The organism is Prevotella conceptionensis 9403948 (genome assembly GCF_000312305.1).
GTDB lineage: Bacteria > Bacteroidota > Bacteroidia > Bacteroidales > Bacteroidaceae > Prevotella > Prevotella conceptionensis.
In genome coordinates, this window is the sequence record NZ_HE999447.1 from 243,505 (window position 1) to 259,421 (window position 15,917).

10 protein-coding genes and 1 pseudogene are annotated in these 15,917 nt (G+C 46.3%); 4 read left to right on the forward strand and 7 right to left on the reverse strand.

Translation table 11 applies throughout. The features are described from left to right. The 6 genes and pseudogenes from BN93_RS17950 to BN93_RS08905 all read right to left on the reverse strand — a co-directional run. Positions 1–268 (reverse strand): annotated as a pseudogene (locus tag BN93_RS17950) (hypothetical protein); the annotation flags it as partial. After that, positions 243–983 carry a nucleotidyltransferase family protein gene (locus tag BN93_RS08885; protein ID WP_019187988.1) on the reverse strand — a complete coding sequence of 247 codons (741 nt, stop codon included), beginning with the start codon at positions 981–983 and terminating at the stop codon, positions 243–245. The gene BN93_RS08885 and the pseudogene BN93_RS17950, both read right to left, overlap by 26 nt. Positions 984–1,762: 779 nt before the next feature. Then, positions 1,763–4,078 carry a cytochrome c biogenesis protein CcsA gene (gene ccsA / locus BN93_RS08890; protein ID WP_019187989.1) on the reverse strand — a complete coding sequence of 772 codons (2,316 nt, stop codon included), beginning with the start codon at positions 4,076–4,078 and terminating at the stop codon, positions 1,763–1,765. A gap of 90 nt (positions 4,079–4,168) precedes the next feature. Further along, a complete protein-coding gene (locus BN93_RS08895) occupies positions 4,169–5,884 on the reverse strand; it encodes a di-heme oxidoredictase family protein (RefSeq protein ID WP_019187990.1) in 1,716 nt (571 codons plus the stop codon). 137 nt (positions 5,885–6,021) lie between these two features. Continuing rightward, positions 6,022–7,305, reverse strand: coding sequence for an imelysin family protein (locus BN93_RS08900; RefSeq protein WP_019187991.1), 1,284 nt, complete (start codon positions 7,303–7,305; stop codon positions 6,022–6,024). Between the two features lie 82 nt (positions 7,306–7,387). Then, positions 7,388–8,695, reverse strand: coding sequence for a hypothetical protein (locus tag BN93_RS08905; RefSeq protein WP_044260249.1), 1,308 nt, complete (start codon positions 8,693–8,695; stop codon positions 7,388–7,390). Positions 8,696–9,079: 384 nt separating this feature from the next. Between BN93_RS08905 and BN93_RS08910 the strand changes: the two genes are divergently transcribed. The 4 genes from BN93_RS08910 to BN93_RS08925 all read left to right on the forward strand — a co-directional run bounded on the left by BN93_RS08910 (position 9,080) and on the right by BN93_RS08925 (position 12,346). Then, positions 9,080–10,036, forward strand: a complete 957-nt coding sequence (locus BN93_RS08910; protein ID WP_044260250.1) for a helix-turn-helix transcriptional regulator — start codon at positions 9,080–9,082, stop codon at positions 10,034–10,036. Positions 10,037–10,047: 11 nt separating this feature from the next. Beyond that, positions 10,048–10,668 carry a response regulator transcription factor gene (locus BN93_RS08915; RefSeq protein WP_019187994.1) on the forward strand — a complete coding sequence of 207 codons (621 nt, stop codon included), beginning with the start codon at positions 10,048–10,050 and terminating at the stop codon, positions 10,666–10,668. Positions 10,669–10,931: 263 nt separating this feature from the next. Beyond that, positions 10,932–11,642, forward strand: a complete 711-nt coding sequence (locus BN93_RS08920) for a tRNA1(Val) (adenine(37)-N6)-methyltransferase (RefSeq protein WP_019187995.1) — start codon at positions 10,932–10,934, stop codon at positions 11,640–11,642. A gap of 17 nt (positions 11,643–11,659) precedes the next feature. Continuing rightward, positions 11,660–12,346, forward strand: coding sequence for an alpha/beta hydrolase-fold protein (locus tag BN93_RS08925; protein ID WP_019187996.1), 687 nt, complete (start codon positions 11,660–11,662; stop codon positions 12,344–12,346). 1,425 nt (positions 12,347–13,771) lie between these two features. On the opposite strand, the gene uvrB is transcribed toward BN93_RS08925, so the two are convergent. Beyond that, positions 13,772–15,805, reverse strand: coding sequence for an excinuclease ABC subunit UvrB (gene uvrB / locus BN93_RS08930; protein WP_019187997.1), 2,034 nt, complete (start codon positions 15,803–15,805; stop codon positions 13,772–13,774). Positions 15,806–15,917 lie beyond the last annotated feature (112 nt).

The window sequence follows — 15,917 nt, forward strand, 5'->3', positions numbered from 1 at the left end:
GCGAAAAGCGTTCTAACGCTGCGGCTTTGTTAATTACCAGGGCGTGATCTTGCTGCTCGCGCGCCCTCAAAAGCTGTATTGTGCGAGGAAGTCGGCCCATAGATAGAAACAAGTCTGCACGATGTTGTTCGCCTAGTTCGTGTTCGGCGATGGCCAACACTTGGTGTTGACTTAGTCGGTCTATCGTTGCATCCATTATAGAACGATCTGCCACTACCGAATTGGGCGAGAAACGCACGTCTCTATAAATGGCAATTACGCTGCTCATAAAGGAACCTCTCTGCTTTGTTGATGTCTGAAACGTGGTCGATGTCCAACACTTTGCCCATTACGTAAGCCTTTAATTTCATACCATTGGCAACCAATGCCCGCTGGAAATTGCGCATACGGCTTTCTCCACTCTCGATGCAAGCCTTCAACACGGGCAGACATTGGGGAGTTAAGCCATAGATACCAGCCGAGATATAGTGGCAGTTGGGGGCAGATTCGTCGTAAAAGCCCGATATATATGGTGGGTTGTTGGTTTGCACATACAATGGCTTTTCGTCGTCGACAAAGCCTGTTACAGCCATCATTCCGTTGTCGCCGGCCGCTAATGCCGTGTTCATCGAGTTGACGAAAAGGGCAAATTCGTCTTCATTAAAGACGGTATCTACCGTTGTAAGGACGAAAGGCGAAGCCTGAAGATAAGGGCTTAACTCGTAAAGGCTGTGCATTGAGCTGGGCGTACGCTTAACGATTATCCTCAACGGTACGCGTTTTCCCGCCAAGCCCTTGCGCTGCACATCCTTCAAATGGGCGGCAACGTCGGTCATCTGCTCGTTACAAATAACCACAATCTCGTCGGCTTTGTTGGCCAAGAATATTCTGATAAGCCTGTCAACAAGGTGTTCGCCCCCCACTCTGACCAGCGGTTTGGGCAATTGCACGCCTTCTTGCATAAGGCGCGAGCCTTCTCCTGCGGCTATAATTGCATACTTCATAACGTACTTTGCGTTGTAAAAACGAAGTTCGAGACTTATGGAAAAGCCCCTATAAATGCAGTTTACCACTGCATAAAAACATCGACTAGCCCTCTAACTTAACGTGTTTGGGAATACGATGAGTGGTTAGAACCAACTACAAAGATAAGTAATTGTTGGCGAACACGGAAACTTTTCAATCGCAAATCGCCACACCAGATGCAAACAAGAACACTGCTTACGAAAAAATAGGCCAAACAAAAGGGAGAGAAAAGCCTCAACGAAAAAGCCATGTATAAGGGAGAAATACAGAGATTGAGGAAGAAAACAACGACACCGAGGGGCTTTAAACGTACGCGTAACTTCATTTAACACCACACAGTAAAACTTAAAAGAGAACTTTTTCGTTGAGCAAAATGAACAACGTCGAGCTTGTTCGGACATTGTCATGGCGAGAAAACGCACTTTTCCTGGAACGAGAAAAGAACGTTTTCGTTAAGCCAAATGAACAACGTCGAGCTTGTTCGGACTTTGTCATGGTGGGAAAACGCACTTTTCGAGGAACGAAAAGAACGGCTAAGTGCAGCAAAGCACAAACGTCATAGGTACAAAAAAGCGACGACCTTCGCAGGCTATCGCTTCAGATCTTCAATAGGTATCAGTCCTCTTCTAAGGTAAAAAGATTGTTTTCAGGATAACGTGTGCAAAGATAATTCTTTTTTGGCAGCCGCCCAACTTTTAATAGAAATTTCCTCGATATTGTCCTATTAAAGTATTATAAATTGGTTTCTCTATAAAATTTAAGCATAACTATGCATTCCACCAAGAAAGAAGTTTACGCCCAAATAGGTCATTAACACCGTGAGAAAGGCAACAACCATGTACACATGGTAAGCCATGGCGTTGTTCAGGAAGGGTAACGAGCGGTTGTGAACAGCAACGGCATACACCATGAGGGTGATAAGAGCCCACACCTCCTTAGGGTCCCAACTCCAATATTGCCCCCAGCTAATGTTCGCCCATACGGCCCCGACAAATGTCCCAACAGACAATGTGACGAGGCCCGGATAAAGAAAGATGTGCGAAAGTACCCTTAATGCCGAAATCTGATTGACATACACCCCAGGCGACTGCTGCTTTGCCCGTTGAATAGAAGATAGTTTATCCACCAAGTACAGTACGATGGCACCTACCCCGCAAATGAATGTCAGCGAGAAAAGGGCGTAGCTCATCATGATAACACTTACATGCAGGCTTAACAATGGGCTGTTGAGTACGGGCATAATGTGGGTTATGGCAGGATTCATCTGCCCGATGTGGCTTACGAGTAGGAAAAAGCCACTAAGTAGAAAGCCAAAGAGCAATACGATGGAGGCCTTGCGTTGCATGACTATTACCAAAATCTGAACGAACCAGGCAACAACCAGCATGGTTTCGTATCCATTAGACATGGGTATATTGCCCGATATTATCCACCGGATAGCGAGGACAGCAGTTAAGACAATGAATGAAAGCCACATGAAACCAAGGCTCAGACGGCGAACCAGTTCTCCGCAAGAAAAGGAATTAACACGCTTGCCACCTTCTTCCCTCTCCTTCAACGAGGAGAACTGCTGCTTGTGCGATATTCTGTAAACAAACCAAGCCAACAAGAACAATCCCAGCGTGAGGTTGAAGACAAAAAGAATGGTGGTGAAAGGTATGGCATTGTATATTCGCTCGGCTCTTGTTCGAAACAAGGAGGGGATGCTGGAACCTCCATTGATTGCTTGGAACTTACGCAATCCGGTTACAAGTTCCTCTATGTGTGTATTGTTGCCTACCATTAGGTCTGCGTTCAGAACGTTAAACAGTTCGGCTATGTAGCGTTGATGAAGCGAGTCTATCATGTTCGGCAGTCTGTCGGTCGGTGCGTACCATCGGACTCCACCTTTCCCATCACTAAATGGAAACACTCTCAGCAACTTGCCCTGTCGCAATTGTAAGATAAGTTGTATCCGGTCGTCGATGTCACCCGCCTGTTTGTGAAACGCGTCATTGTTTCCTTTGTAGAATTCTTCAACATAGTGGGCTAGTCGATAAGAGTTGCCAAATTTGAAAAAGTCATTGGCCGAGCAGTAGTCTGGCAGCTGTAAGGTCGTCTTCAACTCGCCATGCTTAACTTTTATTATTGGCTCGTTGCTCCATTCTCGTCCCCAAAACACAAACCCCAGCAGAACTTGTTCGGCAGAATAGTCCCTATACTTGGCTTTACCATACAGTTTCTTGGTGAAATCAATGGCCAAGGTTTGTAGGGGGCAGATACGATTGTTATAGTTAACGTAAACTCTTCCGAACTTCTCGGCCAAAGGTTTAGGAAAGCTGTGCGGTGAAGTTTGGCTGTAAACAGGGTGAGCGACAATGAAAACTGCCGCAACGGCTAAGGCTTTGTTGATAAGCGGATTGCGGAGAGCCTGCCTGAATGTCCCCTTGGGATTAATCAGGAGCCAGAATAAAGAAACAAACAGCAGCGCATATCCCATGTAAGTAACAGGAATACCGTAAGGGTCGCTGTTAACAGCAAGCGTACATCCCTTTTGGTCGTTATCGTAAGTGCTTTGGTAAAGGCGTACTCCGCGGAAAGTCTTAATCTTGTTCATAGCCACAATAGCCTTCGATGTGTCGTTGTCGGTCCATAGGGTGATGTACGAGTGGTAGTCGGCAGCAGCCTCTGTGCCTTCATGGTTAATTACCTTGAAAGCGTTTAGCCGCACACAAAAAGGTAATTGGTGTTGGCCTCCGTCTTCGGACTGGACAACAAATGTGTTCGAGGTCTCACCAAGCCGGAGATGCATCGCACCCGTGAAAGCGAAAGTTCTAGTGAGCCATGCTCCACATAATATCACTACGAATGAGAGGTGAAGCAAGAGCAAATGCCAACGGCGCATACGGATACGAACGATGTAAGCTGTGCCCATTGCGGCCAAAATTGCCCATAGAAACGTGAACCATTGCGAGCCATAAATTGCCGAATGGGCATCTGCCGTGCCTCTGAGCCTTTCGTAAAATGTGGCGTAACCCATTACAACAACGAGAAGCGAATAAACGAAAATGATGATGTGTTTGTGCCTTGACATATTATACATAATAGGTGCAGCACCCGGGGTTGCCAAGATCCAGGGGCCGCACCTTGATTGAGTTGGTGTGTGAAATGTTGTGTTAGAGAGTTATATCGAGCGAAGGAACTTCACCACAGCGTCCCTATCGGCCTTTTTGAGGTGATAGAACCGCTCCGCCGACTTGTAGGCATCGCCCTCTTTACTGTAAGCATGCCACATAATGGCCTCTATCTCATTGCGTGCACGGCAGTCGTGCAGGCGGTCTTCGGCCCCCGTGTTGGCTCGTGAGAGTCCTCTACCCCACAGCGGTGTGGTACGACACCAAGAGCCATGAATGTCGTTCTTCATCTTCAGTCGATGTTGCACAAGGTCGGTGTAGGGATAAATAGTTTGGTTGGGATACTTAGGCAAGCTTAGATTATGGCTAACCAGCACTGCGGGTCGCCACATATTGTCATTTCCCGTCTTCCATTGTGGGCGATGGCAATGTGCGCAGCCGATAGCCATGAACACCTGCTTACCCCTTTGCACCACGGGGTTATGCAGATCACGTGCACGCGGAACGGCTAGTCCCCTGTGCCACACCATATACTGCCAGAAGTTGTTGTCGGTCATGTCGGGCTTAAAGTTGTGGTAGGGGTTGTTAAACTGGTTAGTTTTGGGGTCCAACAAGTTCCTAACGGCTTTCCTTATTCCCTCTTCTGTACCATCGGCATAATAAGGCGACTTCGGATCTCGCTTTATCGCGTTGATAACGCTTTGCGTCCTCGACATGGCCTCGGCCCAAGCAGAAGTGGTGTAAAGGTAAGGCCTGTCAGAACGGCTTACGTTAGTTATATTCCACATCGCATTTGCACCAGGCCCATCTTGTAACGAAGCGCGCGTCATGGCATAAGTAAATCGTTTAACTTTCATCGTTCCATCTTCCAGCCTGTAGTAGGCACCATTAGACTTGTCTAACGTAGGGTCACCGGCCCAAGTGTTCTTATCCTTGTTCCACATGGCGGGATTAAGTTCAACACCATGACTAGCCTCCAATTGGTATTGCTTCTTAATCTCTTCTTCAGGGATGGCATCTATCAAGCCCGTGCCGTAAAGGCCGATGGTAGATTCAAGTCGGAAGGCCAAGTTTGAGGGTTTGGGATATGTTCGAAATGCTGAGATGTCTACATTAACTTCAGGATAGATAAGGCTATACCTCTCCCCATCCTCGAATTGCATCTTCAAGCCGCTCTCCATAGCCGTTATTTCCTTCCATTCAATTTTAACGGCATCCTCATCGATGGGCGCAAGGAATGGTGACGTGGCATTGGTCTGAGGCATACCGGTAACTTCCGTGATGTAAGGCCCGTCGTTACTGTTAGCACCACCTGTCGGATGGTAGATTACAAGCAAGTAACCATTACCACTTTGTTTTGTGTAATAGCTATTTACACGTTTTCCATGTCCATATCCAGGATGACAATCAATACATTGAGAGCGCACGTAAGCAGGACCGAGACCCGTCAGAATGGGTGTCTTGCTGTTTAGTTGAAATCGGTGTTCAAACATATATTCACCTTTAAGAAAGGCTTCAACTAAGTCTGCTGCATCAATGGCGGGCGACTGGTCCTGGTAACAGGTGCTACCCGTGTTGTCCGTTGTGCCTAATCTTCCGCCAGGATACCACTCATCTGCCGACATATTGCCAATGGCTTGGCCTACATACTTGTAGTCGTCTTTGTCGTAAGCAACATCCACTTCATCGTCCTTCGAACATGAAGCAAACAAGGTGCACGTCAATGCAGCACCAATAAGCAGCCCATTTAGGCTAATTCGTTTCATAATGTTTCTCCTTTATCCCTAAGAATTTGTTGTATTTCACCTTATTCTGGCAGAAAACTCGTTATGTCAGAACAAACCATGACGTTGTGCAACCGCATTAAGCGATGGCACAACGTTCAAAGTTCGGGGTATTGTGTTTAGTTTTTCAGTATCCAGCTGCTGGCTTCGTTAAGAACCTTTGAAAGTTCTTCAATCTTGTCCATTGCAATTTTAACTTGCTGGTGAGAACGGTTCTTGACGAACGGATGAATGTTTTGCTGGCAATATTTCAATTGATCAAGAGCAGCCTTCAGCTTGGTTTGCAAGTTAGTGGCTAACTCAGGATTGTACTTCACAAGGTAGGCCATTATTGATGCACTCGAATAGTTCGTTTGATTCAAGTTGCCATAGAGTGCATTCTGAATGCTCATGATGTTGCCATAGAAGTCGATGAAAGAGTTGTAGCTATAAGGCGACTCTATATAGTTTTCGTCATCATCATACACCTTATTTCCCTTTTCGTCGATATGAAACTTTGCCTGCCCAGTGGTAGCACGATAAGCTTGTCCCATCTTTTGATCGTTAACCTCATCACAAATGTTGACACAACCTGAAACAAGAATGTCTTCAATCACTTTTCGCCATGTCGCGTAGTTACTCTTTGCTTCTCCCTTTCCTGCAGAAAGCATGTTTTCGCCGAAGCTCAACCCCGTTGCGGCAACGGTAGTTTTGAATATTCCCGGATATGCCTTTGCGCATTCAGCAACACGAGCGACGTGTGCTGCGCTAGCCTTATTACCTAGCCAGGATACTTCAAGCTGGAAACAGCGGTCGCGAAGATAAGCGGCAGCGGCTGTAGCAAAGACAAGTTCCTTATCGCCCGTTACAGGGTTTGCCTTAAATTCTTCTGCCGTTTCCACAGCTCCCTTCTTCAAAAGAGTTGCAATACGAGGCTGTCCGTCACGGGAGAACACAAACTCAATGCCATGGAAACCCTTGTTTGCATCCCCTAATTTATTTACTGCCTCAATGAATGCGGTTCCTTCCACATTCGATAACACTGCAAGTTTTTCTGCATCGTTGAGATCTTCAGCCAGAACATTTAGGTCAAGCGGCCATGTGTCAATGCTAGGGTCAATTTCAAAATTATCTGCCGGGCCATAAAGCCATGCCTCACTCTCTTCCCAATGCGCCCGAGCGCGCTTGTAAGTGCTGCAAACGTCATCCACTTCTTTTTGAGTGATGTCCTCCCCTGCCACCGATTTCTTTTTCAGAGCAGAGATTTGTTTGAACAGAACCTCCGTCTCGTTTGCGAGGTTTGTATAGGTCTTGGTAACCACCTCGTTGACATAGGTCTTCGTTAAAGCCTCTAGTGCATCATCTTTGCTCATGTTCACTGGCTCCGGATCTTCCTCGCTACAAGCCGTGAAGCCAGTAGCCATAATGCTTGCTGACACAAAGCACAGAGCAAATTTAAATAGTTTTTCATCGTTTTGTCTTTATAAAAATTTGGGTTCATTTAGTTTAAAGGAAAAAGCCCTCATAGGCGATGCCTATGTTGATGCTGGGCTCGTTGTTATATCCGCTCTTGAACATCCGGTTGGCATAGTTGGCCTTAATGGCAACCTGCGGAATGGGGAAATAATTTACCCCAAACACCATGCGCTGGCGGGCCGTATAGGCGTAAACGGGTTGCGACGGACCTTCAACATGCGAGTCGTAGGCTTCGTAACGGCCGAAAAGATAAAGTTTCTGATTTTCTGCACGCAACTTGGCAACTTGCGAAAACAGGTCGTAACCGGCCTCAATGCCGATGGCGTAGGCATTCTTACCCACGTTGGTCTTGTCCCAAGGAGAGTTCTTGTGCATGTTTGCCTTGGCCACGCTCAGCCTCTGGGCTCCCGAAATGTAACCGTAATCGGCCTGGCCGCGCACAATCCAATTGAAGCGATTAAAGGTAAAGTCAAACGAACTGATGTAAGTCATGGCCTTCACACCATCATAGGGTTTTCCCTTACCTTCCATCTCGTTGGGCGACGAATTGTGCATGGCCTGCCCAACATAGCCCGAAAGCCCAATGCGAAGGCCGGGAACGGAGTAATTGTCTAGCCTCAGAACAAAGCCGTACTTGTTGGCAGGCTTAAATTCGTACGCCGAACCAGCCCCTTTGTGCACCCAACTGTCTCGTCCGAACAACAAGGCGTTAAGTCCGGCAACCACTTGGAACTCGTATCTGAAATCCTTAGTGCGTCCCCAAAAGCTAATCCCTGTGTCGTGCCAAGTGCTTGGCAAAATGGTGTTTTCGCCTTCGGGGCGATATACGGTGAAGAAATGGAGGGGTTCGTTGTGGGCGTTGTTAAGACCAACTGGCACAACGATGTGGCCTAACCTAATGTTAGCCCATTTTGCAAACGACTTTTGTATCCAGAATTGTTCCAGTTCCACTTCGCCACCTTTTTCTATTTCAGTTTCATATTCGCCCCCTTCGTCGGCTTCCATTTCAACAGCACTGCCCGTACCAGTGTGTTCGAACTCGACTTCCGTACCCATTGTCCAGCCTTTCCCAAAGTCGTATCCCAGGTTAATCACGGCATGGGGAATGTCGAAACGCCCATTGCTAGGATCGTTTGAATAAAGATTGGGCCGCCTATAACGGTATTGGTTGTCGCTATAGAAGTTGCGCGAATACGCCACCTCGCCATAACCGCCAAGGCTTAAACGATTACCCTTGGCGTGGTTCATCACACTGTCTGCCGCATTGACCTGCGCCCGCACAGAAAAAGACGAGCAAGCCATTGCCAAAGCGACAAGCATGGAAGTAGAATTTCCCATAAAAATGTTTGCGATATATTAGTTTAAAGTAAAGGCGGCGCAGATTTCTGGTTACGTTCTTGTCTCCAATGTCCGGTGTAACTTGTAAGAATTGAATTGGGGATAACCAAATCCTTGACGATCAAGAGATGCAATCATCACCACGCCGCCTTATTTATCTGTGTGCAAAATTAAATGGTTTTCGATTATAAAGCAATACTTAAAAGTTGGTAATTATGGTTTCATCAGTAATAGGTATGTACACTGCTTATCTTTACATGCCCACAAAGTATTATTTGGTACGCGCGTGTAAAATACCTATAAATAACTATTGGCCGTCTCGTTTTTTTTTATTACTTTGCAAGTCGTTATAGCCCACATAATAACAAATAGGTAATCATTGGTATGAAGAATCATAAGATGTACGAACCCGACGATAAGATGATATTGCTTATCAAAGACAATTACAGCATCTTGCAGACGCTTAGCGCCTTCGGCATTAGCTTGGGTTTCGGCGACAAGACGGTGCGCGACGTGTGCGAAAGCCAAAGCGTAGACACCTATACCTTCTTGGCGGTGGTGAATTTCGCCATAAACGGCTATCGCGATTACGATGATGCCGATAAGCTTTCTATACCCACGCTTATCAAATACTTAAAGGCAAGCCACGAATACTTCCTCGATTTCCAACTACCCTTTATGCGTAAGGCTCTCGTTGCGGCCCTGGATGAGAAAGACAACCTAGCCCGACTCATACTTAAACTGTATGACGAGTATGCGCACAGCATACGTTCGCACATGAAGTACGAAGAGAAAATGGTTTTCCCATACGTAGACTCGCTGCTCAACAACAAGGCGCAGAACAACTACGACATCGAAACCTTCTCCAAACACCACGGCCAAACGGACGTGAAATTGCGCGAATTGAAGAACATCATCATCAAGTACCTGCCTTCCGACGGTCTTCGCAACAACCAACTGACTGCCGTTCTCTACGACATTTACAACAACGAGGAATGGCTTTTGCACCACGGGCAGGTGGAAGACGAAATATTTGTGCCTGCCATACGCCGCTTAGAGGCCAAGTCGAAACAAAACGACGTGTCGGTGAAGATTTCAAACATGATTAACCAAACCAACGACAACGTTGACAACCTAAGCGAACGCGAAAAAGAAGTAATTATCAGCTTGGTGCAAGGAATGACCAATAAGGAAATTGCCGACCACCTTTGCATATCCATCAATACGGTGATAACCCATCGGCGAAACATTGCGCGCAAGCTGCAAATACACTCGCCAGCTGGGCTGACCATCTACGCCATTGTGAACAACCTGGTAGACATTTCCGCCGTAAACCTCTAAAACGCCCGCAAATGATGCACAACAAACCTGAGCACATGCTCAAAGAACGCCCACGCATTGCCATCGTCGACCCAAACACGCTGGCCATTTTGGGACTGAAACAGATATTACAAAACGTGTTGCCCATCATGCAGGTAGACACTTTCAACACATTTGCCGAACTGAAAAGTGCCAATCCCGAAGTGTTTTTCCACTATTTCGTGGCCACTAGCGTTGTGATTGAAAACCGAACGTTCTTCCTTGAACATAAAAACAAGACCATCGTGCTGACCGCATCGACTGAGCCAAACAGTCAGATGGCGGGTTTTAACAGCCTTTGCATCAATGTCCCCGAAGAACAGTTGGTGCGTTCAATCCTACAATTAGAGCAATACGCCCACGCTCATGGGCGCAACTTGCCTCCCCTCCCCCATGCCTTGCAGATGAAAATACTATCCGACCGCGAGATTGAAGTGCTTTCGCTTATTGTGCAGGGGCTTATCAATAAGGAAATTGCCGACCGTTTGAACATCGGCTTAACAACGGTTATCACACATCGCAAGAACATTATGGACAAGCTAGGCATGAAAAGCGTATCGGCACTTACCATCTACGCCGTGATGCACGGCTATGTAGACATCAGCAAAATCTGATGTCGGCCACTTCCTTCTCATTTCCCTCTTCAATCCCATCGCATTTAGGCAGATTCTAAAATTACCTTTGCTGTATTTTTAGCTTTTAGCAGAGCTGGTTTTGCTTACTTCTTGAAGGAGCATAGTGAACTATGCTACTGAACAGAGAAAGCAAAAAATGCCAGATAAAAGCAAAAAGACAGTGAAGAGCAATACAAAGAACAACAATTGAATCTTTGCGGGGAATTTTTAGAACATCCCTTTAATACAACAACGTGTAAGCCATGCCCGACTTCTTCCAATTCAAGCAATTTACGATACACCAAGACCGCTGCGCAATGAAGGTGGGCACCGATGGCGTGTTGCTTGGAGCATGGGCCGAAGGCGGAAAGCACATTCTCGACATAGGAACAGGAACAGGACTTATCGCGCTGATGCTTGCACAACGATACCCCGATGCTGAAATTACGGGGGTTGAACTTGACGAACAAGCCGCACTGCAAGCACAAGAAAACGTTGTTGGCTCGCCGTTTGCCCACCAAGTAACGATAAACAACGCGCCGATACAGCGTTTTTCGCACCAACCACTCCTGCATGGGCGTTTTAGTTCAATCGTATCTAACCCGCCCTTTTATCACTCGTTAAAAAGCAAAAGCCACGAACGCACGCTGGCCCGACATACCGAAAGCCTTACTTTTACCGAACTCTTCCAGTGCGTTAGCCTGCTCCTCGCTCCCGATGGTTGTTTCAGTGCGGTTATTCCCACCGAACAGATGGACAGCTTTTTGGCCGAGGCTTGCATCAAAGGCCTTTTCGTCAGCCGACTTATAAAGGTGAAAACGGTGGAAACCAAGCCCGCCAAACGCTGCTTATTGGCCTTTTCCAAACAACGTCCCCCCCACTTCACGGAAGAAGAAGAGGCCACAATAAGAGATGCCCTTGGGCAATACACGGCCTGGTATTTGCAACTTACAGGCGACTTCTACTTAAAGTAATTGTCCACCCGTACACAATGAAACAACAAAACTACCGCATTTTGGGCGACAAGGATGCCGACTATTGCTTGATACAAGCCGTTGACGAGCACGACGAACAGCTGCTTGAAAAAGAGTTCGACGCCATTCGCCAACGCTGCAACGATAAGAAAGTGATGCTCGCTGCCTTTCTTGTAGACGATTGGTTTCACGACCTTAGCCCGTGGAAAGCCCCTGCTGTGTTCGGCAAAAATCATTTTGGCGACGGCGCTACCAACACATTAAATTTCGTTGTCAACACCTTTATCCCCCATCTTACGAACAAGGTATTGGCGAAACCCACCGAAACGCACTTCATCATCGGCGGTTATTCGCTCGCAGGTCTGTTTGCCCTTTGGACCGTTACCCAAACAAAGCATTTCAAAGCCTGTGCCGCGGCCTCGCCTTCGGTTTGGTTTCCCAACTGGACTACATACGCATCGACATGCCATTTTCATGCCGACACCATTTATCTAAGCTTAGGAAATAAGGAAACCAAGGCCAAAAATCAGCTGCTAGCCCATGTGGGCGAAGACATGGAGAGCCTTATGCACATACTTGAAAACAAGAAAACAACGTTTGAATGGAACGAAGGAAACCACTTCGCCGAAACGGATGTGCGCACAGCCAAGGCCTTTGCTTGGTGCATCAACCAATTAGAGACCAATTTGCCCAAAACAATTTGAGGCAAGTTCTAAAAATTACCTTTGCTGTATTTTTAGCTTTTAGCAGAGCAGGTTTTGCTTACTTCTTGAAAGAGCATAGTGAACTATACTACTGAAAGAGAAAGCAAAAGATGCCAGACAAAAACAAAAAGGCAGTGAAGAGCAATACAAGGAACATCAATTGAACCTTTGCGGGGATTTTTTAGAACATGCCTTAAACTTCCCCTTCACTGCTAGGCATGTAAACCAAACCGATTTGTTAGAACCATCTTTCAACCATTTTTCAACGGCTTGTTTTAGTTCAATACAGCATAAAGTCGTCCAGACTTTTAGTATCTCTACAAGTTGTGAGGTGCTTGTTATCTTTGGGATGCCAACACAAAATAAAAATAACTCTCATATACGAAGTGCAGGACAAAACAACTCACTGGCTTACAAACGCGCGAAAGCCCAACAACTCCCGAATGCAGCAACTCATCAACTTACAAACACATCAACTCACAAACTCTCAACCCCGCCAAACCATCAACTCATCAGCTCACAAAATCATAATTCCACAAGCTTATCAACTTACAAACCCAGCAACTCAAAACCTTAAAATTATTTATTTTGTTTTACAAAACTGCTCTGGTTTTCACTTCGTTCTAGCGAGAATATTGGCTATAAAGTAGGTAAATAGCTACTAATTCTAACCTTTCACGCCTTTAATTTTGTCTACTTTTAAGAACACAGCCTGCATTTTGCACCATTTAGCCTTTCTAGATTGGTTGCCAGCTCGCTATTTTTCAAGCCCGTTTTTCAGCATTCAGCTACCAAAAACGCACTTTTTAAGGTGTTTTTTGCCCACTTTGCGCCATGTATTTCATGGTTCAAAAGGGTTTTGTCTATACCGTTGCGGTGCATATTTATGCTTTTCGTCTCTCATTTAGCAGCATTTTGCCTTGCGTTTAGCACCAAAACGCAACGCGTTTAGCACCAAAATGCCTTGCGTTTTGCACCAAAATAGACCGCGTTTTGCACCAAAACACATCGCGTTTAGCACCAAAATGCGTTGAATTTAGCGAGAAACAGCCCCAAAACAAGTACGAATTGCGATTTTATGCAATGTGTATTCATTTTACTTGCATTTACAACTCACCACTTTTTGCACCAAAACAAACCTCCGCGAGAATCGATTTTTTGCGGCGTGGTGGACAATTGGTGGGCAGAAAGGGCACTCATAATGTTAAAATTCTTACTAGAAACTAGACAAAAGACGATTATACTGCATACACGCGCATAAGCAACGGCACGGAAAATACGTACAATTACAACCGCCAGCGCAAGCGGTTGCAGGGTATAACTCATGAACTTCAAAAACTCATGAACTCAAAAACTCATGAGCCTCAAAAACTCATGAACTTCAAAAACTCATGAACTCAAAAAACCATGAACTCAAAACTAAATTTACTTCAACTCCAATTGTTCTTGCAAGCGCGCAATTTCATCTCGATACTGAGCAGCCTGAATAAAGTCGAGTTCTTTGGCCGCCTGTTTCATCAAAGCCGTTGTGTTGGCGATACTCTTTTCCAATTGTTGGCGTGTCATCCTTTCTACAATGGGGTCGGCAGCAAAGGCAACAGCATCGGGTTCCACATATCCACCCGCTTGCGAGCGGTAACCCTTCGTTGTTTCCACGGTTGTGGTGTTCCCTGTTAACGCCCTCTTGATGTCTTTCACAATCTGTTGTGGGGTGATGTGGTGTTCAGCATTGTATTGCATCTGTATTGTACGCCGCCTTGCCGTTTCGTCAATGGTGCGTTGCATACTTTGCGTAATGGTATCGGCATACATAATCACCTTTCCGTTAACGTTTCGGGCAGCACGTCCGGCAGTCTGTGTCAGCGAACGATGACTGCGTAAAAAGCCCTCCTTGTCAGCATCTAGAATGGCAACAAGCGAAACTTCGGGCAAGTCTAGCCCCTCGCGCAAGAGGTTTACACCCACGAGCACATCGTATTCGCCTGCACGAAGTGCGTTCATGATACGCACACGGTCGAGCGTAGCCACATCACTGTGTATGTAATTGGTCTTTACGCCATGATCCAACAAATATTCCGTCAGTTCTTCGGCCATTCGTTTGGTAAGCGTTGTCACCAAAACACGTTCGTTTTTGTCACTTCGCTCCAATATTTCAGCCAAAAGATCGTCTATTTGGTTCTCGCTAGGACGCACAACAATCTCTGGGTCGAGCAGTCCTGTTGGTCTAATCAGCTGTTCTACCACCACGCCTTCGGCCTCTCCAAGTTCGTAGTCGGCAGGTGTTGCCGACACATATATCACTTGATTGATAAGGCTATGAAACTCTTCAAACCTAAGCGGACGATTGTCGAAAGCAGCAGGCAGCCGGAAACCAAACTCAACAAGGTTCTGCTTTCGCGCCCTATCGCCTCCGTACATGCCGCCAAGCTGAGGAACACTAACGTGACTTTCGTCGATAATCATCAGATAATCTTTTGGGAAAAAGTCGAGCAAACAGTACGGACGTTGACCAGGTTGGCGGCCATCGAAATAGCGGGAGTAGTTCTCGATGCCCGAACAGTGGCCCAACTCTTTCATCATCTCCATGTCATACTCCACCCTTTCCTTAATACGCTGGGCCTTAATGCTGTCGCCAAGCTCGTTAAAGAAATCGATTTGCTTAACCAAATCGTCTTGAATACAGCGTATGGCATGCTCCGTTTGGTCTTTCGTGGTGACGAAAAGGTTGGCGGGATATATCTTATAATCGTTAAAACTATCAATGCGATGATAAGTTAAGCTGTCCACTTCTTCAATGCTGTCTATCTCATCATCCCACCATGTGATGCGCAAAAGGTTGTCGCTATAAGCCATAGCCACGTCCACGGTATCACCTTTCACACGAAAGTTTCCGCGTTGCAGGTCGATGTCGTTACGAACATAGAGCGAGTCTACCAGCTTACGAAGAAACTCGTTACGGTCGATACGTTGCCCCTTCGACAGCGAAATAATTCCGCTTTCCATGGCGGTAGGGCCTCCCATGCCATAAATGCACGACACAGACGACACAACTACCACATCTTTACGCCCCGAAAGCAAAGCCGAAACCGCACGCAAACGCAGCTTATCAATCTCATCGTTGATGGCCAAGTCTTTCTCGATGTAGGTATCAGTGGTGGGCAAATAGGCTTCGGGCTGATAATAGTCGTAGTACGACACGTAATATTCAACTGCATTGTTGGGAAAGAACCCCTTCATTTCCTCGTAAAGCTGAGCCGCCAGGGTTTTGTTATGGCTCAGAACAAGTGTGGGCACGTTGTGCTGGGCAATAACATTGGCCATGGTAAACGTCTTACCCGACCCCGTAACGCCTAGCAAAACCTGCGCCTTGTCACCCCTTTCCAATCCTTCTGTAAGCTGCCTGATGGCTTCCGGTTGGTCGCCTGTCGGCTTATATTTCGACGTTAGTTTAAATTCCATAAGTGCAAAATTACAAAAAAACATCTGCTCAAATTGCTAAAAATAGCTTTTTAAACTTTGTAAATAAGCGAAATATGTGTATTTTTGCAGTTCAAAAACAAGAACAAAAATA

What these genes read in the sequence shown, in the direction of transcription:
- ccsA (WP_019187989.1), bottom strand. Translation starts at nt 4,078, where the DNA reads ATGTCAAGGCACAAACACATCATCATTTTCGTTTATTCGCTTCTCGTT.
- BN93_RS08895 (WP_019187990.1), bottom strand. Translation starts at nt 5,884, where the DNA reads ATGAAACGAATTAGCCTAAATGGGCTGCTTATTGGTGCTGCATTGACG.
- BN93_RS08905 (WP_044260249.1), bottom strand. Translation starts at nt 8,695, where the DNA reads ATGGGAAATTCTACTTCCATGCTTGTCGCTTTGGCAATGGCTTGCTCG.
- BN93_RS08915 (WP_019187994.1), top strand. Translation starts at nt 10,048, where the DNA reads ATGATGCACAACAAACCTGAGCACATGCTCAAAGAACGCCCACGCATT.
- BN93_RS08885 (WP_019187988.1), bottom strand. Translation starts at nt 983, where the DNA reads ATGAAGTATGCAATTATAGCCGCAGGAGAAGGCTCGCGCCTTATGCAA.
- BN93_RS08925 (WP_019187996.1), top strand. Translation starts at nt 11,660, where the DNA reads ATGAAACAACAAAACTACCGCATTTTGGGCGACAAGGATGCCGACTAT.
- BN93_RS08900 (WP_019187991.1), bottom strand. Translation starts at nt 7,305, where the DNA reads ATGGCTACTGGCTTCACGGCTTGTAGCGAGGAAGATCCGGAGCCAGTG.
- BN93_RS08910 (WP_044260250.1), top strand. Translation starts at nt 9,080, where the DNA reads ATGAAGAATCATAAGATGTACGAACCCGACGATAAGATGATATTGCTT.
- BN93_RS08920 (WP_019187995.1), top strand. Translation starts at nt 10,932, where the DNA reads ATGCCCGACTTCTTCCAATTCAAGCAATTTACGATACACCAAGACCGC.
- uvrB (WP_019187997.1), bottom strand. Translation starts at nt 15,805, where the DNA reads ATGGAATTTAAACTAACGTCGAAATATAAGCCGACAGGCGACCAACCG.